The sequence below is a fragment of the Oceanicella actignis genome, assembly GCF_900111545.1.
Classification (GTDB): Bacteria; Pseudomonadota; Alphaproteobacteria; order Rhodobacterales; family Rhodobacteraceae; genus Oceanicella; species Oceanicella actignis.
In genome coordinates, this window is sequence record NZ_FOHL01000002.1 from 406,522 (window position 1) to 425,944 (window position 19,423).

13 protein-coding genes and 1 tRNA gene are annotated in these 19,423 nt (G+C 71.2%); 4 read left to right on the top strand and 10 right to left on the bottom strand.

What is annotated here, in order from left to right:
- Together trmFO and BMW67_RS15660 are read left to right on the top strand one after the other, a co-directional pair.
- Window positions 1-1,365 carry a methylenetetrahydrofolate--tRNA-(uracil(54)-C(5))-methyltransferase (FADH(2)-oxidizing) TrmFO gene (trmFO, locus tag BMW67_RS04530; RefSeq protein ID WP_072746078.1) on the top strand — a complete coding sequence of 455 codons (1,365 nt, stop codon included), beginning with the start codon at window positions 1-3 and terminating at the stop codon, window positions 1,363-1,365.
- 44 nt (window positions 1,366-1,409) lie between these two features.
- Window positions 1,410-1,943: a class I SAM-dependent methyltransferase gene (locus tag BMW67_RS15660; RefSeq protein ID WP_072745747.1), complete on the top strand. Its 534-nt coding sequence runs from the start codon at window positions 1,410-1,412 to the stop codon at window positions 1,941-1,943.
- A gap of 7 nt (window positions 1,944-1,950) precedes the next feature.
- Here BMW67_RS15660 and BMW67_RS04540 read toward each other — a convergent pair whose 3' ends face one another.
- Genes BMW67_RS04540 through cysS form a run of 3 tightly spaced genes read right to left on the bottom strand, consistent with a single transcriptional unit; the run spans window position 1,951 to window position 5,893 of the window.
- A complete protein-coding gene (locus BMW67_RS04540) occupies window positions 1,951-2,826 on the bottom strand; it encodes a squalene/phytoene synthase family protein (RefSeq protein WP_072745746.1) in 876 nt (291 codons plus the stop codon).
- A complete protein-coding gene (cimA, locus tag BMW67_RS04545) occupies window positions 2,823-4,454 on the bottom strand; it encodes a citramalate synthase (RefSeq protein WP_072745745.1) in 1,632 nt (543 codons plus the stop codon). Before cimA ends, BMW67_RS04540 begins: the two co-directional genes overlap by 4 nt.
- Window positions 4,451-5,893, bottom strand: coding sequence for a cysteine--tRNA ligase (gene cysS / locus BMW67_RS04550; RefSeq protein ID WP_072745744.1), 1,443 nt, complete (start codon window positions 5,891-5,893; stop codon window positions 4,451-4,453). Before cysS ends, cimA begins: the two co-directional genes overlap by 4 nt.
- A gap of 252 nt (window positions 5,894-6,145) precedes the next feature.
- Between cysS and BMW67_RS04555 the strand changes: the two genes are divergently transcribed.
- The gene (locus BMW67_RS04555; RefSeq protein ID WP_370426832.1) at window positions 6,146-7,465 is read left to right on the top strand and encodes an HlyC/CorC family transporter; all 1,320 of its coding nucleotides are present in this window, start codon (window positions 6,146-6,148) and stop codon (window positions 7,463-7,465) included.
- Between the two features lie 119 nt (window positions 7,466-7,584).
- Here the strand turns inward: BMW67_RS04555 and xrtD are convergent, their stop codons facing one another.
- A complete protein-coding gene (gene xrtD / locus BMW67_RS04560; RefSeq protein WP_072745743.1) occupies window positions 7,585-9,210 on the bottom strand; it encodes a VPLPA-CTERM-specific exosortase XrtD in 1,626 nt (541 codons plus the stop codon).
- A 189-nt stretch (window positions 9,211-9,399) separates the two neighbouring features.
- Between xrtD and BMW67_RS04565 the strand changes: the two genes are divergently transcribed.
- Window positions 9,400-11,199 carry a tetratricopeptide repeat protein gene (locus BMW67_RS04565; protein WP_072745742.1) on the top strand — a complete coding sequence of 600 codons (1,800 nt, stop codon included), beginning with the start codon at window positions 9,400-9,402 and terminating at the stop codon, window positions 11,197-11,199.
- 324 nt (window positions 11,200-11,523) lie between these two features.
- Here BMW67_RS04565 and BMW67_RS04570 read toward each other — a convergent pair whose 3' ends face one another.
- The 6 genes from BMW67_RS04570 to BMW67_RS04595 all read right to left on the bottom strand — a co-directional run bounded on the left by BMW67_RS04570 (window position 11,524) and on the right by BMW67_RS04595 (window position 19,318).
- Complete coding sequence (locus tag BMW67_RS04570; protein ID WP_072745741.1) at window positions 11,524-13,167, bottom strand: CTP synthase; 1,644 nt, start codon at window positions 13,165-13,167, stop codon at window positions 11,524-11,526.
- 178 nt (window positions 13,168-13,345) lie between these two features.
- A tRNA-Val gene (locus BMW67_RS04575) sits at window positions 13,346-13,421 on the bottom strand.
- 34 nt (window positions 13,422-13,455) lie between these two features.
- A complete protein-coding gene (locus BMW67_RS04580; RefSeq protein WP_072745740.1) occupies window positions 13,456-14,343 on the bottom strand; it encodes a hypothetical protein in 888 nt (295 codons plus the stop codon).
- 206 nt (window positions 14,344-14,549) lie between these two features.
- Entirely contained in the window at window positions 14,550-16,961 is a 2,412-nt protein-coding gene (lon, locus tag BMW67_RS04585; protein WP_072745739.1) for an endopeptidase La, read from the bottom strand.
- 284 nt (window positions 16,962-17,245) lie between these two features.
- Window positions 17,246-18,514 carry an ATP-dependent Clp protease ATP-binding subunit ClpX gene (gene clpX / locus BMW67_RS04590; RefSeq protein ID WP_072745738.1) on the bottom strand — a complete coding sequence of 423 codons (1,269 nt, stop codon included), beginning with the start codon at window positions 18,512-18,514 and terminating at the stop codon, window positions 17,246-17,248.
- A gap of 177 nt (window positions 18,515-18,691) precedes the next feature.
- A complete protein-coding gene (locus tag BMW67_RS04595) occupies window positions 18,692-19,318 on the bottom strand; it encodes an ATP-dependent Clp protease proteolytic subunit (RefSeq protein WP_072746076.1) in 627 nt (208 codons plus the stop codon).
- Between the last annotated feature and the right edge of the window lie 105 nt (window positions 19,319-19,423).

Here is a 19,423-nt window from a genome sequence, read left to right on the forward strand (position 1 = left end):
ATGATCGAACCCGTTCACATCATCGGCGGCGGCATGGCCGGCTCCGAAGCCGCATGGCAGGCGGCGCGCATGGGCGTGCCCGTCATCCTGCACGAGATGCGCCCCGTGCGCGCCACCGACGCCCATCGCACCGACGGGCTGGCCGAGCTGGTCTGCTCGAACTCGTTCCGCTCGGACGACGACGAGACGAACGCCGTGGGCCTGCTGCACTGGGAGATGCGCGAGGCCGACGGCCTGATCATGCGCATGGCCGACCGGCATAGCGTGCCCGCCGGCGGCGCGCTGGCCGTCGATCGCGAGCCCTTCTCGGCCGCCGTGACCGCCGCGCTCGAGTCGCACCCGCTGATCGAGATCCGCCGCGAGGAAATCGACTGGCCCCCCGAAAGCTGGCGCAGCGTCATCATCGCCACGGGTCCGCTGACCTCGGCCGCGCTGGCCGAGCGCCTGCGCGCCCTGACCGGCGAGGACGGGCTGGCCTTCTTCGACGCCATCGCGCCCATCGTGCATGCCGACAGCATCGACATGTCCAAGGCCTGGTTCCAGTCGCGCTACGACAAGGGCGAGACCGAGGCCGAGCGCACCGCCTATCTCAACTGCCCCATGGACCGCGCGCAATACGAGGCCTTCGTCGACGCGCTGCTGGCGGCCGAGAAGACGGAGTTCAAGGACTGGGAGCGCGACACCCCCTATTTCGAGGGCTGCCTGCCCATCGAGGTCATGGCCGAGCGCGGCCGCGAGACCTTGCGCTACGGTCCGCTCAAGCCCGTGGGGCTGACCAATCCGCACCAGCCCGACGTCAAGCCCTACGCCGTGGTGCAGCTGCGCCGCGACAACGCGCTGGGCACGCTCTACAACATGGTCGGCTTCCAGACCAAGATGAAGCACGGCGCGCAAGTGTCTGTCTTCCGGATGATTCCGGGGCTCGAGAACGCCCGCTTCGCGCGCCTTGGCGGCATTCACCGCAACACCTTCATCAACGCCCCCCGGCTTTTGGACGCCGAGCTGCGCCTGCGCGCCGATCCGCGGCTGCGCCTGGCGGGCCAGATCACCGGCGTCGAGGGCTATGTGGAAAGCGCCGCCATGGGGCTGCTGGCCGGACGTCTGGCCGCGGCCGAGCGGCTGGGCCGCCCCCTGCCCCCGCCCCCGCGCGAAACCGCCATCGGCGCGCTGCACGCGCATATCACCGGCGGGGCCGAGGCCGAGACCTTCCAGCCCATGAACGTGAATTTCGGCCTGTTCCCGCCGCTGGACGGGGCGCGCGGCGGGCGGCGCGGCAAGCGCGAGCGCGCGCGCGCCTACACCGAACGCGCCAAGCCGCTGTGGCGCGAATGGGCGCGGCTCGCCCCCGCGGCGGCGCCGGTTTGACTTGCGCCCCCCAAGGTCGGAAAATGACTTTGTGGGAGGATGCCATGAACATGAACGCTGCACCATCGACCGACGCCGCGCGCGCGGACGCGCATCTGCGCGCCGCCGCGGCGCTGGCCGAGCTGATCCCCGATCGCGGCGCGCCGATCCTCGACCTATTCTGCGGCGCCGGCCTGACCGGCGCGGCGCTGAGCGATCTGGGCTTTCGCGCCATCGACGGGCTGGACCCGCGCAAGCCGCTTCTGGCGCAGGCGCAGGCCGTGGGCGCCTATCGCCGGCTGATCGAGGCGGACCCGGCCGACGCGGCCGCGGCCGCGGCGCCGGGGGGCTATGCCGGGGTCGTGCTGCTGACCCCGCCCGAAGACGCCCCGCCCGAGCTGCTGGACGGCGCGCTGGCGCTGGCCGCGCCGCAAGGGCTGGTCGCGACCGCCATCGACGAAGAGGCCGAGCGCGAGCGCCTGGCGCGGCTGACCGAGCTGCTTGACTCGGGCGCGGCGCTGCTCGAGGTCAAGGAGCGCGGTCTGCATCGGGCCCCGGATGGGCGCGAGGCGACGCTCTACGTCATGCGCAAGCTCTGAGCCGCGCTCACCAAAGCCCCGTCAGCGCGCGCAGCGCCAGGCTGCCGCGGCGTCTGAACTCGGACGCCTGATGCCCTGAAAACATGTCGTAATCGGGCCGCGCGGCGGCGCGAAGAATGCGCTCGGCCTCCCAGCCGGCCAGAAAGGCGGGGGCCGCGGCGCGCGGCACGCGCCGGCGCAGCGCCCGCGCCCGGGCCAGCCGCCCCAGCCCCGCGCGCGCCAGCGCCGCCAGCGCCGGGCGCAGGGCCGGCGGGGTGCGCCCCTCGGCCATGGCCGCGCGATCGGCGGGCGCGTCCAGCGGCAAGGGCTCGGCCCCGCGCGCGTAAAGGGCGGGCAGCGCGCGCGTCAGATTGGCCGCGGCCGAGGCCCAGCCCATATGCGCGGCGGCCTCGTCCGCGACGGCCAGGGCGTCGGCGTCGGCCCCGTCCAGCAGCGCCCGCGTCGCCAGCCGCATCAGCGCGCCGCCCGTATCGGCCAGATAGGCGTGCAGCGCCCCCTCCTCGGCGAAGCTGGGCCCCTCGGGATCAAGCGCGCGCGCGTCCAGATAGCGGTCGAACAAGGCGCGATCGAGCCGCGCCGCGGCCATCGCCTCGGCCAGCGGCGCGAGCGCCGGATGGCCGGCCGCCGCGCCGCCGGCGTGCAGCCGCTCGAGCGCGTCGCGCCACCATTGCAGCCGCATCTGCGCCAGGATGGGCTCGCGCGCGGCCGAGGCGATGCGCGCCACCTCGAGGTTGAAGGCGTAAAGCCCCAGCAGCCGCGGCGCCTTGTCCCCCGCCGCCAGCGCCGTGCGCAGCCGGTCGGGATCGCCGCGGCGCAGCAGCTCGGCGCAGGCCTCGGCGTCGGCGTCGGCGTCGAGGGCGGGGGCGCGGGCGCGGGCGCTCATGCGGCGGCGGGCGCGCCATCGCGCACCAGCTTCCACACCAGCGCGTCATGCAGCGCCTGGAAGCTGGCGTCGACGATGTTGGCCGAAACCCCGACCGTGGACCAGCGTCGCCCCTGCCCGTCGGCGCTGTCGATGAGCACCCGGGTCACCGCGTCGGTTCCCGCGCCGGTGATGCGCACCTTGAAATCCACCAGGTGCATGTCGTCGATATAGCTCTGATACCGCCCCAGATCCTTGGCCAGCGCGCGGCTGAGCGCGTTCACCGGCCCCTGATCGGCGTCCGAGACGGGATCGTGGGATTCGGACACGCTCATCACCCGCTCGCCGTCGATGCGCACGACCACCACGGCCTCGGACACGGTGATCTCGCGCTGAAGGGCGTTGCGCCGCCGCTCGACCGTGACGCGGTAGCGCTCGACCTCGAAGAAGCGCGGCAGAAGGCCCAGCTCGCGCCGCGCCAGCAGCTCGAAGCTGGCCTGCGCGCCGTCATAGGCGTAGCCCTCGTCCTCGCGCCGCTTGACCAGATCGAGGATGCGCGCCAGGCGCGGGTCGCCCTTCTCGACCTTGATCCCCATCTCGGACAGGCGGCGGATCAGGTTCGACTGCCCGGCCTGGTTCGACATGGGCACCACGCGCTCGTTGCCCACCAGCTCGGGGGGGATGTGCTCGTAGGTCGAGGGGTCCTTGAGGATGGCCGAGGCGTGCAGCCCCGCCTTGTGGGTGAAGGCGGCCGCGCCGACATAGGGCGCGTGGCGATCGGGCACGCGGTTGAGGATGTCGTCCACCATGCGGCTGACCGAGGTCAGGGTGGTCAGCGCCTCGGGGGTGACGCCGGTCTCGAAGCGGTCGCGATAGGGCGCCTTGAGCAGCAGCGTCGGGATCAGCGTGACCAGGTTGGCGTTGCCGCAGCGCTCGCCCAGACCGTTGAGCGTGCCCTGGATCTGCCGCGCCCCCGCATCGACCGCCGCCAGCGAGTTCGCCGCCGCAAGCCCCGCGTCGTCATGGCAATGGATGCCGATGCGCTCGCCGGGAAAGCGGCGCGTGACCTCCTGCGTGATCTCGAACACCTCGTGCGGCAGCGCGCCGCCATTCGTGTCGCACAGCACCACCCAACGCGCGCCGGCCTCGATGGCGGCCTCGACGCAGGACAGCGCGTAATCGGGATTGGCCTTGTAGCCGTCGAAGAAATGCTCGGCGTCGAACAGCGCCTCGCGCCCCAGCGCGACCAGGTGGCGCAGGCTGTCGGCGATGGCCTGGCGGTTCTCGTCCAGCGAGACGCCGAGCGCGGCGGTGACGTGGTAGTCATGGGTCTTGCCCACCAGGCAGACCGCCGGGGCGCCGGCGTTGATCACCGCGCCCAGCACGTCGTCATTGGCCGCCGAGCGCCCGACCCGCCGCGTCATGCCGAAGGCCGTCAGGCGCGCGCGCGACAGGCTGGGCGGGGCGTCGAAGAAGTCGCTGTCGGTGGGGTTGGCGCCGGGCCAGCCGCCCTCGACGTAATCCACCCCCAGCGCGTCCAGCGCGCGGGCGATGCGGGCCTTCTCCTCGGCCGAGAAATCCACGCCGGCGGTCTGCTGGCCGTCGCGCAGCGTGGTGTCGTAAAGGAAAAGACGCTCGCGGGCGGTCATTGCGCGTTCTCCAGCTTGGCGGGGTCGAAATCGGGGCCCAGCTCCCACTCGGCGCCCTGCGGGGTGTCCTTGACCAGCACGCCGGCCGCCTTGAACAGGTCGCGGATGGCGTCGGCGCGGGCGAAGTCGCGCGCCGCGCGGGCGGCGCGGCGCTCTTCGAGCAGCCTTTCGACGAGGGGCGCGGCGCGCTCGCGCCGGCGGGCGGCGGCGCCCTCGCGCGCCGTCAGCCACGAGCGGTCGAAGCCCAGAAAGGCCAGCGCGCTGGCCACCTGGCGCGAGGCCTCGGCGTCGTCGCGCCCGCCCGGCCCGGCGGCGGTGCGCAGCAGGCCGATCTCGACGAAGGCGCCGTGGGTGTCGAGATCGTTGCACAGCCGGCGCATCACCTGCTCGGGCACGGGGCCCAGCTCTTCGCCGTTCCAGTCGGGTGGCGTGGCGGCGATGGCCGAGGCCAGCCACTCGGCCATCTCGGCGACGCGCTGCGCGGTCCAGTCCAGCGTCTTGCGGTAATGGACCGAGAGCAGCGTCAGGCGGATCACCTGCGGATGAATTTCATCTCGCAAATCCTTGACGGTGATGAAGTTTCCAAGCGACTTCGACATCTTGCGCCCATCGACGCGGATCATGCCGTTATGCATCCAGACATGGGCGAAGCCGCTGCCCGGCGCGGCGCAGCACGACTGCGCGATCTCGTTTTCGTGATGCGGAAAGATCAGGTCCGCGCCGCCGCCATGGATGTCGAAATCGGCGCCCAGCAGCTCTTGCGCCATGGCCGAGCACTCGATGTGCCAGCCCGGACGCCCCCGCCCCCAGGGGCTGTCCCAGCCGGGCTGCTCGGGCGTCGAGGGCTTCCACAGCACGAAATCCATGGGGTTCTTCTTGTAGGGAGCGACCTCGACGCGGGCGCCGGCGATCATGTCCTCGACCGAGCGGCGCGAGAGCGCCCCGTATTGCGGCCAGCTGTCGACCGAGAACAGCACATGCCCCTCGGCCTCGTAGGCGTGCCCCCTGGCGATCAGCGTTTCGATCATGGCGATCATGCGCCCGACCCATTCGGTCGCCCGCGGCTGAAGCGTGGGCGCAAGCGCGCCGAGCGCGGCCATGTCCTCGGCGAACCAGGCGGCGGTCTCGCGGGTGATGTCCTCGATGGGGCGGCCGGCAAGACGCGCGCGGTCGATGATCTTGTCGTCGATGTCGGTGATGTTGCGCGCGTAGATCACGCGCTCGGGGCCGTAGAGGCGGCGCAGCAGGCGGAACAGCACGTCGAAGACGACCACCGGGCGCGCATTGCCGATATGGGCGCGGTCATAGACGGTGGGGCCACAGACATACATGCGCACGCGGCGCGACTCGTCGGGCATGTCGCGCGTCCAGTCGATGGGGACGAACGCCTCCTTGCGGCCGGTCAGCGAGTTGCGAAGGCGGATGGGATGCTCGGTCATGGCAAGGCCCCGGATGCGCGGCGCCTTCCGCGGCGCCGGCCGCCTTCCCGATGCTCGAAAGGACGCGCCGCCGCGGAGGGCAAGTCAGCGGATGATGCGGATTGCGGCGATGTGAACGGCGGTTCTGGCGGCGGCGGTCATGGCCCCTCTGATGCCTCATTCCGCGCGCGCTGTCCAGCGCGCCGCGCGCTCTTGCCGCGCGGGGGGCGATGGGCGCATATGGGCGCTGCGCGCCAACAAGGGAAGCAAGCCATGCCCGACGACGCCCTGGCCCTGATGGCCTTCGACGACCCCGCCGTGCTGTGGAACGGCGCGGCGATCGTGCTGCTGCTGCTGATGTCCGCCTTCTTCTCGGGCTCGGAAACGGCGCTGACGGCCGCCAACCGGGCCAAGCTGCACGCCATGGCCGAGAAGGGATCGCGCGGGGCGGCGCTGGCGCTGCGCCTGCGCGGCGAGCCCGAGCGGCTGATCGGCGCGATCCTGCTGGGCAACAACCTGGTCAACATCCTGTCGGCGGCGCTGGCGACGTCGCTGTTCACGGCGCTGTTCGGCGAGGGGGGCGTGGCGCTGGCGACGCTGGTCATGACCCTGCTGGTGCTCATCTTCGCCGAGGTCGCGCCCAAGACCTACGCCATCACCGAACCCGAGGCGGCGGCCGAGCGCGTCTCGCGTCCCATCGCGCTGCTGGTGTGGGCGCTGGCGCCGGCGGTGGCGGCGGTGTCGCGCTTCGTGCGCGCGTTTCTGGGGCTGCTGGGCGTGCGCACCGACCCCGAGGCCAAGGTGCTGGCCCATCAGGAGATCGCCGAGGCCATCGTGATGCACCACCACGAGGGCGCCGTGGCCAAGGACGACCGCGACCGCCTTCTGGCGGCGCTGGATCTGCGCCATCGCGAGGTGTCCGAGGTGATGACCCATCGGCGCAACATCGAGATGATCGACGCCTCGCTGCCGCCCGAAGAGCTGATCGACGCGTGCCTGGCCTCGACCCACACGCGGCTGCCCATCTGGAAGGACAACCCCGAGAACATCGTCGGCGTCATCCACGCCAAGGACCTGCTGCGCGAGGTCAACCGCCTGGTGCGCGAGAACGGCGGCGACTGGAGCGCGGCGGTGCGCAAGCTCGACCCGCTGGCGATCGCCATGCAGCCCTGGTTCGTGCCCGACACCACCTCGCTGGACGAGCAGATGCGCGCCTTTCTCAAGCGCCGCAGCCATTTCGCGCTGGTGGTGGACGAATACGGCGACCTGCAAGGGCTCATCACCCTCGAGGACATCCTCGAAGAGATCGTGGGCGACATCTCGGACGAGCACGACCCCACGCGCGAGGGGCTCGAGCGCCGGCCCGACGGCTCGGTCATCGTGGACGGCGCCATGACCATCCGCGACCTCAACCGCGCCTGCGACTGGTCGCTGCCCGACGACGAGGCCAACACCGTCGCCGGGCTGGTGATCCACGAGGCGCAGGCCATTCCGACGCCGGGGCAGATCTTCAGCTTCCACGGCTTCCGCTTCGAGGTGCTCGAGCGCAAGCGCAACCGCATCACGCGCCTGCGGGTCAAGAAGCTGGACTGACGCCCCGCCCGCGCGCCGCGGCCCGATTCGCCCGGTCTTCCCCCGGTCCCACGGCTCCCCGGCGGTCCTCGTCGCCGCCAGCCCGGCGGCCGGCCGGCCCGCCCCTTGGACCGCGCCCCTCAGCCCGCGCGCGGATCGGCCAGCGGCGGGTGGGGCGGCACGAAACGCGGCAGCGGAACCAGCGCCTCGGCCAGGAAGTCGCGCAGGCGCGCCTCGGCCTCGGCCATGGCGTTCTCGCCCCGGCCGATGGGGGTGATCACGCGCACCAGCGCGCCGTCGGTCCGCCCCAGCCGCAGCGAATCCCACACCACCAGCGCCTTGGCCAGGAAGTCGTTGGTGATGCGCCGCCCGCGCTGCTCGAACCAGTAATAGACCAGCTGGCGGTTCTCGCCCTTCTGGATGACGGCGCGCTTGGCGACGAAGGGCGCGATGCCGGTCTCGGGCGGGAAGGTCAGCTCCTGCAGCGCGATGCGCGACATCTCCCATCCGCCGACGGGAATGCACACTTCGGGCGAGTGAATGCCCCCGCCCTCGGTCAGCTTGTCGTAATAGGCGACGAAGAAATCCACCCCGTCCGCATCGCCCGGACGCGCGTAAAGCGCGGTGTAGTAGTCGTCCGCGCCCAGCACGCGCTCGATGTCGCGGTCGAGCAGGCCGCTTGCCCCGCGCCATTCGCCCAGCTGGCGCGGGAACAGCGCGAAAGGCTCGCGCGGGACCGCGGCGCGGTCGGCGCCCGGGGCCAGCGCCCAGGCCGCCGAGGTTCCCGCCGTCAGCGCAAGCGCCGCCAGCGCCGCGCGCCCCGGGGCGATGTCGAAGGCGCGGCGCAGCTGCGGCAGCACGTTGTCGAAATCCAGGTCCAGCGCCTCGGCCAGCGGCATGGGCCGCGGCTGCAGCCGCTGCAGCGTCCAGGCCAGCAGGAACAGAAGGGCGATGCAGGCGGCGAAGATCACCCACCCCTCGAACAGGTGCAGAAAGCCCTCGGCCATGCCGATGCCGTAGCGGTCCACCAGCACGCCGATGACGCCGATGCGGATCGAGTTCATCAGCACCGCCAGCGGCATGGCCGACAGCAGCAGCGCCGCCTTGTGCCACCAGGGCCCGCGGTAGAGCACGCAGAACACGTAGGAGAAGGACATGATCGGGAACAGGTAGCGCAGCCCCGAGCACGCCTCGGCGACCTGAAGCTTGTAGACGCCCAGGTCGATCACGTTCCCGTCCAGGAACACCGGCACCCCCGCCAGGCGGATCAGCTCGACCCCGATCTGCGACGAGATCAGCTGCAGCCCCACCGTCACCTGCCAGTAGAGGAATTGCGGCAAGGGCAGCATGAACACCAGGTGCAGCACCGAGGGCCAGAAGGTCAGCCCGCGACGGAATCCGTAGGCCGTCAGGATCATGCCGAAGATCCAGACGATCATGCCGTAGGTGACGATGTCGGGAATGCGCACCAGATTGCCCGCCACCGCCAGGAACAGCCCCAGCGCCAGCACCGCCAGCCCCTTGCCGCGGTCGCGGATGGGGCCCTGCGCGGGCGGCACGTCGCGCATCTCGCGCAGATACATGTAGCCCGAGAGCAGCGGAATCACCGGCCCGTGGCTGTATTCGGGCGTGCTCCAGGCCTTGAGCAGCGACTCGATCCCCGGCCAGAAGATCGGCGCCGAGGCGAGCAGGCAAAGGCCAAGCCAGACGGGCCCGGCGGGCGAGGGGCGCGCGCCCTGCGCGGCGGCGTCGGCGGAACTGGTCATGGGCACGGAATTCCTTCGTCACGCAATCCGGGGCGCCGGGCGCCCGCCTGCCAACATAACCCATCGGCCCCGGCGATCAAACCGTCGGCGCGCCTGCGTTGAACGCAGGCCGAACGGCGGTTAGGCTGAAGGCGCGCGCCCCACGCCCTCCGGCGGGCGGCGCCGCAGGAGCCGCAGGAAAGGCGCCCGATGACCGACCCCCTCTTCCGCCGTCCCGCCCTTGGGGCGCTCGCCGCTCTGGCCCTGACCGCCGCGCCCCTGTGCGCCGCGGCGGCGGTGATCGACCCGCTCGGCGGCGCGCAACAGCGCGAGCAGACCCGCACGCTCGAACGCGCCGCCCGGCTGCTGGCCGAGGGCCGCGCCGCCGAGGCCGCGGGCCTGCTGCGCGCGCATCTCGAACAAAGCCCCGACGACGCCCGGGCCATGTCGCTTCTGGGCGAGGCGCTGCTGCGCGACGGCCGCGCCGAAGAGGCGCTGCAGGTCTTCGACCGGGCGCTCGAGCGCGACCCCGCCTCGGCCGACCTGCACCACCGCCGCGCGCTTGCGCTGCTGGCGCTCGGGCGCGAGGACGAGGGGCAGCAGGCGCTGGAAGAGGCCCTGCGCCGCGACCGCTCGCTGACCGCGGCGCGCCTGCGCCTGGCGGCGCTGCTGCAGGCGCGCGGCCAGATCGACGCCGCCATCCGCGAATACGAAGCCGCCCTGCCCCCCAGCGCCGGCGCCGAGCCGGGCGCGCGCGTGAACCTGGCCGCGCTCTACAACCTCAAGCGCGCCCATTCGCGCGCCATCGGCCTGCTGGCGCCGTGGGAGAACGACCGCAGCCGCTTTCCCGAGGCGCACAAGGCCCTTGGCGACGCCTATCTGGGCTCGGGCCGCCCGGCGCTGGCCCTCAAGCAATTCGAGCTGGCCGCCGCCCTGGCGCCCGAGGACGCGCGCGCGCAGATGGGCCGCGGCCTGGCGCTGATCGCCGAAGGGCGCGCGGCCGAGGGCATGGAGGCGCTGCGCGAAGCCGCGCGGCTGGACCCCGCCGACCCCGCGCCGCTGATCCACATCGCCGACCAGCTGGCGCGCGAGGGTCGCGCCGACGAGGCCGTCGAGACCCTGCGCAAGGCGCGGCCGCTGGCGGCCGATCCGCTGGCGGTCGCGCTGCGCATGGCGACGGTTCTGCGCCGCGCCGGGCGCCCGGCCGAAGGCGCGGCGATCCTGGCCGAGGCGACGCAGGGCGAGGCGGCGACGCCCGAGGCGCTGCGCCTTCTGGCCGAGATCCGCGCCGAGGCCGGCGACGCGGCCGGGGCGCGCGCCACGCTCGAGCGGCTGACGCGCGAATGGCCCGCCCTGCCCCTTGGCCCCGCGGCGCGCGCGCGGCTCGAACGCGATCTGGGCGATCTGGCCGCCGCGCGCGCCGCCGCCGACGAGGCCCTGCGCCGCGGGCCCTCGGACCCGGTCGCGCTGCACGAAGCGGCGCGGACCGCCGCCGCCGCGGGCGATCGGGACGACGCCATCGCGCTCGCCCGCCGCGCGGTCGAGGTCGATCCCGAGAACGCCGCCGCGCGCTTCTACCTTGCGACCTTGCTGGACGCCGCGCGCCGCGACGACGAAGCCGCCGCCCAATACCGCGCCCTGATCGCGCAGGTGCGCGGGCACTGGCCGGCGCTCAACAATCTGGCGCTGGTGCTGCTGCGCATGGGCCGCGCGCAAGAGGCGCTCGAGACCGCCGAGGAGGCCGCGCGCATCAACCCCGCCCATCCCGCGGTCGCGCACACGCTGGGGGTGGCGCTGATGCGCGCCGGGCGCCTCGACGAGGCGCGCGCGCGGCTCGAGGCCGCGGCCCGCTCGGCGCCCGACCAGCCCGAGATCCTGGCCGATCTGGGCGCGGTGCTGGCGCGGCTGGGCGCGCGCGACGAGGCGCGCAGCCGCCTGCGCCGCGCCGTCGAGCTGGACCCCGACGGCCCCCATGGCGCGCGCGCGCGGGCCCTGTTGCAGACGCTCTGAGGCCGTCGCGCCCGCCCGAAGCGCCCTCTGGCGCGCCCTGCGCGCGCGACGCGGCGCTAAGCCGACTGCGCCGCGCCCGACGCCGAACCCCGCCGCCTCGCATGGCGCGTGCTGCGGGCCCTGTTTCAGGCGCTCTGACGCCATCGCGCCCGACGGTGGGGCCGCCGCCCACGCGCCGTCAAGCGCGTCCGGCGCGCAGCCGCCAAGCCGGACCCCGCCGCCCCCGAGGGCGCGCGACGCGGCGCAGGCCCGCGGCCCCGACGCCCCCTCGGGCGCGTCCGGCTTCGGGCCGCCCCGCCGCAGGGCCTGCGGGCGATCGCGCCGTCAGACCAGGCGCGACTGTTCGACCGCCGCCTTGACGAAGCTGCGGAACAGCGGGTGCGGATCGAAGGGCTTGGATTTGAGCTCGGGGTGGAACTGCACGCCGATGAACCACGGATGGTCCGGGATCTCCATGATCTCGGGCAGCTTGCCGTCGGGCGACAGCCCCGAGAAGCGGACCCCGTGCTTCTCGAGCTTCTCGCGGAAGGCGATGTCCACCTCGTAGCGGTGGCGGTGCCGTTCGCTGATGCGGGTGGTTCCGTAGATCTGCGCGGCGCGGCTGTCCTCGGCCAGGACGGCCTCGTAGGCGCCAAGGCGCATGGTGCCGCCCTTGTCGTCGGTCTCCGAGCGCGTGACCTTGCGGTCGCCCTCGAGCCACTCCTTCATGTGGTAGATGACCGGGGTGAAGCGGCGCGCGCCCGCCTCGTGGTCGAACTCCTCGGACCCCGCGTCGCGCACGCCGGCCAGATTGCGCGCCGCCTCGATCACCGCCATCTGCATGCCCAGGCAGATGCCCAGATAGGGGATCTTGCGCTCGCGCGCGAAACGGGCGGCGTTGATCTTGCCCTCGGTGCCGCGCTCGCCGAAGCCGCCGGGCACGAGAATGCCGTGGAACCCCTCGAGATGCGGCGAGGGATCGCCTCTCTCGAAGATCTCGGCGTCGATCCACTCGACGCGCACGCGCACGCGGTTGGCGATGCCGCCATGGGTCAGCGCCTCGTTGATCGACTTGTAGGCGTCCTCGAGCTGGGTGTATTTGCCGACGATGGCGATGCGCACCTCGCCGTCGGGGTTGTTGACGCGCTCGGCCACCTCCTGCCACTTGCGCAGATCGGGCCGCGGCGCGGGCGAGATGCGGAAGGCGTCCAGCACCGCCTGGTCCAGCCCCTCGGCGTGATAGGCCAGCGGCGCCTCGTAGATCGACTTCAGGTCCAGCGCCGCGATGACCCGTTCGGGGCGAACGTTGCAGAACAGCGCCAGCTTGGCGCGCTCCTTGGCCGGGATCGGGTGCTCGGCGCGGCACACAAGGATGTCGGGGGCGATGCCGATGGCGCGCAGCTCCTTGACCGAGTGCTGCGTGGGCTTGGTCTTGAGCTCGCCCGCCGCCGCGATCCAGGGCAGCAGCGTCAGATGGATGAAGATGCACTCGCCCGCCGGGCGGTCCTGGGCGAACTGGCGGATGGCCTCGAAGAAGGGCAGCCCCTCGATGTCGCCCACCGTGCCGCCGATCTCGCACAGCTGGAAATCGACCTCGTCATCGCCGATGGCCAGGAAGTCCTTGATTTCGTTGGTGACGTGGGGAATGACCTGGATGGTCTTGCCCAGATAGTCGCCGCGCCGCTCCTTCTCGAGCACGTTCGAGTAGATGCGCCCGGACGAGACGCTGTCGGTGCGGCGCGCCGCCACGCCGGTGAAGCGCTCGTAATGGCCAAGGTCCAGATCCGTCTCGGCGCCGTCGTCGGTGACGAAGACCTCGCCATGTTCGAAGGGGCTCATCGTGCCCGGATCGACGTTCAGATAGGGGTCCAGCTTGCGCAGCCGCACCGAGTATCCGCGCGCCTGAAGCAGCGCGCCCAGGGCGGCCGAGGTCAGGCCCTTCCCCAGGCTCGATACGACCCCGCCGGTGATGAAGATGTAGCGCGCCATGCGTGTCGTCCCGTTGCTTGCCGTCCCGCGCGCGGGGCGGAACGAGCGCCGCCCTGCGCCCCGCGGGGGGCCATGAATCGCCGCGACGCGCTCGGGGCCGCGGGGCCGTCCGGCGCGTCGTCACGGGAGTCAGCAGATACGGGATTTCGTCGGCCGCCACAAGGCGCGCGACGAGATATGGTGGGCGGTGAGAGGTTCGAACTCCCGACATCCTCGGTGTAAACGAGGCGCTCTGCCAGCTGAGCTAACCGCCCGGCCATCCGTGCTTAGGCCAGGCGGCGCGCAGGGTCAATCCGGCCGCCCTCCCGCCGCGGCGAGGCCCCCGGGTCGACGCGCCGCGCGCGCCCGCCCGCGCCCCAATCCCGCCAGCGCGCCGATGCCCGCCGTCAGCAACAGCCCCGCGGCGGGCAGCGGCACGCCCGCCGGCGGCGAGGCCGCGCGCGGGGCGCCCACGATCAGATCGTCGAGGCCGAAGGGATCGGTCGTATCGCCCGTCGTGCCCAGGCCCGCCAAGGGCCGCACCTCGAAGACGACGCGCGAGAACCTCTCGGCCGCGCTCTGCGCCGCGATGCCGAAGAACAGAAGGTCGCCCTCGGGCGCGGGGTCGGTCGGGCTCACCGCGAATTCGTCGCCGTTCGAGAGGATGAGGTTGACCTGCGCGCCCCAGAAATGGTCGCTCATCCCCATGCCGTAAAAGCCGAAGGCCGAAACCGGCGCGCCGAAATCGACGATCAGCGCCGGCGGATCTTCGGGCCGCTCTTCGCCGATGGGAACGACCTCGAGGTTCCTGGCCTGGCTGACGAACAGGTAACGATCGCCCGAGGCGGGGAAGGCGCCGTCGTCGGCGATGTTCGTGACAAGCGCGGTCGATCGCGCCAGCGTTCCCGCATCGCCCGGCGTCAGAGTCGCGGTCGTCGGGCCGGGCGGTCCGGCGAAGACGGCGGGGCGGAGCTCGGCCGGCAGCACGTCGTCCTCGGTCCAGGATTCGAAATCCTCGATCCCCGCATCGTCGAGGCGCGCCAGGAAGGCCGCGCGCGCGGCGCTCGCCCCGCCCGCGACCATGGCGCCGCCCGCCCCGGGGTCGGCGCCGAAAAAGACCTCATAGGCTTGCGCCGGCGCGGCCCCGAGGGCGGCGCCAAGCGCGGCGGCGGCGCAGATGGCGAAACTTCTGGTCATGAAATCGCTCTCCCTCGGATCGGTCCGGCCTCGGATCGGGCCTCGGATCGGGGCGGCCCGGGCCGGTTCCATGATTCACGCCCGCGGATGAACTGCGCCTGACGGCGAGATGCGCGTTTGCGGCAATCGAGGGCGCGGATGCGAAAAAGCCCCGCCGGACAAGCCGGCGGGGCCAGGGCGCGTCGCGCCGTTTCGGGACGGGGCGCTCAGTGCGCCCGGATCTCTCTTTCCTCGGCGCGCTCGGCCTTGGCCGGCGCGGCGGGCTCGTCCTCTTCGGACCACTCGATCGGCTCGGGCTTGCGCGTCAGCGCGATGGCCAGCACCTCGCTGACGTTCTCGACCGGGATGATCTCGAGCCCCTCCTTCACGTTGTCGGGGATCTCGCGCAGGTCCTTCACGTTGTCCTTCGGGATCAGCACCGTGCGGATGCCGCCGCGCAGCGCCGCAAGAAGCTTCTCCTTCAGCCCGCCGATGGGCAGGACATGCCCGCGCAACGAGACCTCGCCCGTCATGGCCACGTCCTTGCGCACCGGGATGTCGGTCAGAACCGAGACGATCGACGTCACCATGGCGATGCCGGCCGAGGGGCCGTCCTTGGGCGTGGCGCCGTCGGGAACGTGGACGTGGATGTCCACCTTCTCGAACACGGTGGGCTTGACGCCCAGCTCGACCGCCTTCGAGCGCACATAGGACGAGGCCGCGTCGATCGATTCCTTCATCACGTCGCCCAGCTTGCCGGTGGTCTTCATCCGGCCCTTGCCGGGCAGCTTGAGCGCCTCGATCGACAGAAGGTCGCCGCCGACCTCGGTCCAGGCCAGGCCGGTGGTCACGCCGACCTGGTCCGTCTCCTCGGCCAGGCCGTATTTGAAGCGCGGCGCGCCCAGATACTCCTCGACCTTCTCGGGGGTGACGACGATCTTCTCGGCCTGCCCCTTGACGATCTCGGTCACCGCCTTGCGGCACAGCTTGGCCAGCTCGCGCTCGAGGTTGCGCACGCCCGCCTCGCGGGTGTAGCGGCGCACGATGAAGGTCAGCGCCTCGTCCGTGAGCGCGAACTCGCCCTTCTTCAGGCCATGTGCCTTCTCCTGCTTGGGCAGGAGGTGACGGCGCGCGATCTGCATCTTCTCATCCTCGGTGTAGCCCGAGATGGGAATGATCTCCATGCGATCCAGCAGCGGCCGGGGCATGTTGTAGGTGTTGGCCGTGGTGAAGAACAGCACGTTCGACAGGTCGTATTCGACCTCGAGATAATGATCCATGAAGGTGGCGTTCTGCTCGGGGTCGAGCACCTCGAGCATCGCGCTGGCCGGATCGCCGCGGAAGTCCTGCCCCATCTTGTCGATCTCGTCGAGCAGGATGAGAGGGTTGATCGTCTTGGCCTTCTTCATGGCCTGGATGATCTTGCCCGGCATGGCGCCGATATAGGTGCGCCGGTGGCCGCGGATCTCGGCCTCGTCGCGCACGCCGCCCAGGCTGATGCGGATGAACTCGCGCCCGGTGGCGCGCGCCACCGACTTGCCGAGGCTGGTCTTGCCCACGCCCGGCGGCCCCACGAGGCAGATGATCGGCGCCTTGAGCTTGCGGCTGCGCGCCTGCACGGCCAGATACTCGATCATGCGCTCCTTGACCTTCTCGAGGCCGTAGTGATCCTCGTCCAGGATCCGGCGGGCGTTCTCGAGATCGGTCTTGATGCGGCTGCGCTTGCCCCACGGAATGGACAGGAGCCAGTCGAGATAGTTGCGCACCACCGTGGCCTCGGCCGACATCGGCGCCATCTGGCGCAGCTTCTTGACCTCGGCCAGCGCCTTTTCGCGCGCCTCCTTCGACAGGCGGGTCTTCTTGATGCGCTCTTCGTATTCGGCGGCCTCGTCGCGGCCGTCCTCGCCCTCGCCCAGCTCGCGCTGGATCGCCTTCATCTGCTCGTTGAGGTAATACTCGCGCTGGGTCTTCTCCATCTGGGTCTTGACGCGCGACTTGATCCGGCGCTCGACCTTGAGCACCGAGATCTCGGCCTGCATCAGCCCGTAGATGGCCTCGAGCCGCTTCTCGACGGTGGGCTCCTCGAGCAGCTTCTGCTTCTCGGCGATCTTGATGCCCAGATGGCTGGCGATCACGTCGGCCAGGCGCGCGGGGTCCTCGGTCTCTTCGATGGCGGCGACGGCCTCGTCCGAGATGTTCTTGTTGAGCTTGGCGTATTTCTCGAACTCCTCGCCGATCGAGCGCACCAGCGCCTCGACCGTGGCGGGGTCGCCCAGCTCGTCGGGGACGAGCTCGGCCTCGGCCTCGAAATGCCCGTCAACCTCGAGGAACTTCTCGATGCGCGCGCGGCTCTGGCCCTCGACCAGCACCTTGACGGTGCCGTCGGGCAGCTTGAGCAGCTGCAGCACATTGGCCACGACGCCGGTCTTGTAGATGCCGTCGGGGCCGGGATCGTCCTCGGCCGCGTCGATCTGGCTGGCCAGGATGATCTGCTTGTCGTCCCGCATGACCGCCTCGAGCGCCCGCACGGATTTCTCGCGGCCGACGAACAGGGGCACGACCATGTGCGGAAAGACCACGATGTCGCGCAGCGGCAGGACCGGCAGCGTGACATGGGTTTGGGTGGAATGTTCGGTCATGGCGTTTCCTTCTTGCAGAGCGCGCGGCCCCGTTCGACGGCGACCGGCGCGCTCCCATGGATGCGTTGCCGTGATATGTGGTGGCCGCGGCGCGGCGTTTCAAGGCGCGGACGCGCGGCGCGGCTGCGCGCCGCCGCCAGATCCGGCGTTCGGGCCGCGCGACGCCCCAAGATGTTGCGCGGCGCCGCCGGCGCTCGGGCTTTCCCGAACCCGCCGGACCCCGCGCCCCGGCTTCCTCGCCCGGCTCGGGGCCTCGGCGCCGGCATTCCCGGATCCGCCCGAGCTCAGGCGCCGGCGCCGGCCTTCTCGGTCGCCTTGTCGGCGTAGATCAGCAGCGGCTTGGCGCGCCCCTCGACCACGTCGGCGTTGACCACCACCTCTTCGATGCCCTCCGAGCCCGGCAGCTCGAACATGGTGTCGAGCAGCACGTTCTCGAGGATCGAGCGCAGGCCGCGCGCGCCGGTCTTGCGCTCGATCGCCTTGCGGGCGACGGCGCGCAGCGCGTCCTCGGTGAAGCTGAGCTTCACGTTCTCCATCTCGAACAGGCGCTGATACTGCTTGACCAGCGCGTTCTTGGGCCGGGTGAGGATGGTGACCAGCGCGTCCTCGTCAAGGTCGCGCAGCGTGGCGATCACGGGCAGGCGGCCGACGAATTCGGGGATGAGGCCGAACTTGAGCAGATCCTCGGGCTCGAGATCCTGCAGGATGTCGCCCACGCCGCGGTCGTCTTCCGCGCGCACCTCGGCGCCGAAGCCGATGGCCGAACCCTTGCCGCGCTGGGCGATGATCTTGTCCAGCCCGGCGAAGGCGCCGCCGCAGATGAAGAGGATGTTGGTCGTGTCCACCTGCAGGAACTCCTGCTGGGGATGCTTGCGCCCGCCCTGGGGCGGCACCGAGGCGACCGTTCCCTCCATGATCTTGAGCAGCGCCTGCTGCACGCCCTCGCCCGACACGTCGCGGGTGATCGAGGGGTTGTCCGACTTGCGGCTGATCTTGTCGACCTCGTCGATGTAGACGATGCCGCGCTGGGCGCGCTCGACGTTGTAGTCGGCGGCCTGGAGCAGCTTGAGGATGATGTTCTCGACATCCTCGCCGACATAGCCCGCCTCGGTCAGCGTCGTGGCGTCGGCCATGGTGAAGGGCACGTCGAGGATGCGCGCCAGCGTCTGCGCCAGCAGCGTCTTGCCGCAGCCCGTCGGGCCGATCAGCAGGATGTTCGATTTCGACAGCTCGACGTCGCCCTTGGTCTGGGCGTGGTGCAGCCGCTTGTAGTGGTTGTGGACGGCCACCGAGAGCACCTTCTTGGCGGTCTCCTGGCCGATCACGTAGTCGTCGAGGACCTTGCAGATCTCCTGCGGGGTGGGCACGCCGTCCGAGGACTTCACCAGCGAGGATTTCGCCTCCTCGCGGATGATGTCCATGCACAGCTCGACGCACTCGTCGCAGATGAAGACCGTGGGCCCCGCGATGAGCTTGCGAACCTCGTGCTGGCTCTTCCCGCAGAAGGAGCAGTAGAGGGTGTTCTTGGAGTCCTGGCCGGTTGTCTTCGTCATCAACTTCTCCCGCCCCGCGGGGCGCTGGGTGTCTTCGACGTCTCTCTATCCACGAACAAGGTGAACAGTTGGTGAGCGCGTCGTCCGGTTCGAATCCGTCCTGCCCTCCATTGGTGCATGATGCGCCGCCGGGTGCAAGGCGAATGCGCCGCGCCGCGGACGGCGCGGCGGCTGCGGTCAGGCGTCCTTGGGCGCCTCGCGGCTGGTCACGATCTCGTCGATCAGGCCCCAGTCGCGCGCCTGCTCGGGGGTCATGAAGTTGTCGCGCTCGAGCGCGTCCTCGACCGCCTTGTATTCCTGCCCGCAGTGCTTGACGTAGATCTTGTTCAGCCGCTCCTTCAGATCAAGGGTGTAGCGGGCGTGAATCGCGATGTCGGTCGCCTGCCCCTGGAAGCCGCCCGAGGGCTGATGCACCATGATCGAGCTGTTGGGCAGCGCGAAGCGCATCCCCTTGTCGCCCGCCGCCAGCAGCAGCGAGCCCATCGACGCCGCCTGCCCCACGCACAGCGTCGAGATCTTGGGGCGGATGTACTGCATGGTGTCGTAGATCGACAGCCCGGCCGTGACGACGCCGCCGGGGCTGTTGATGTACATGGCGATTTCCTTCTTCGGGTTCTCGGCCTCGAGGAACAGCAGCTGCGCGACGATCAGCGTCGCCATGCCGTCATGGACCGGGCCCGAGACGAAGATGATGCGCTCCTTGAGCAGGCGCGAGAAGATGTCGTAGGCGCGTTCGCCGCGCGCGGTCTGTTCGACCACCATCGGGACGAGGGTGTTCATGTAGTGCTCGACGGGGTCATTCATGTGCTCTTTGGCCTCTTTCAGCGGGCCGGACGGCGGATCCGGCCGGCGTTTCGTCATCGCTCCGCCTCCGGTGTAGTCCGTGGCGCGAAGGGCTTCAAGGGGCGC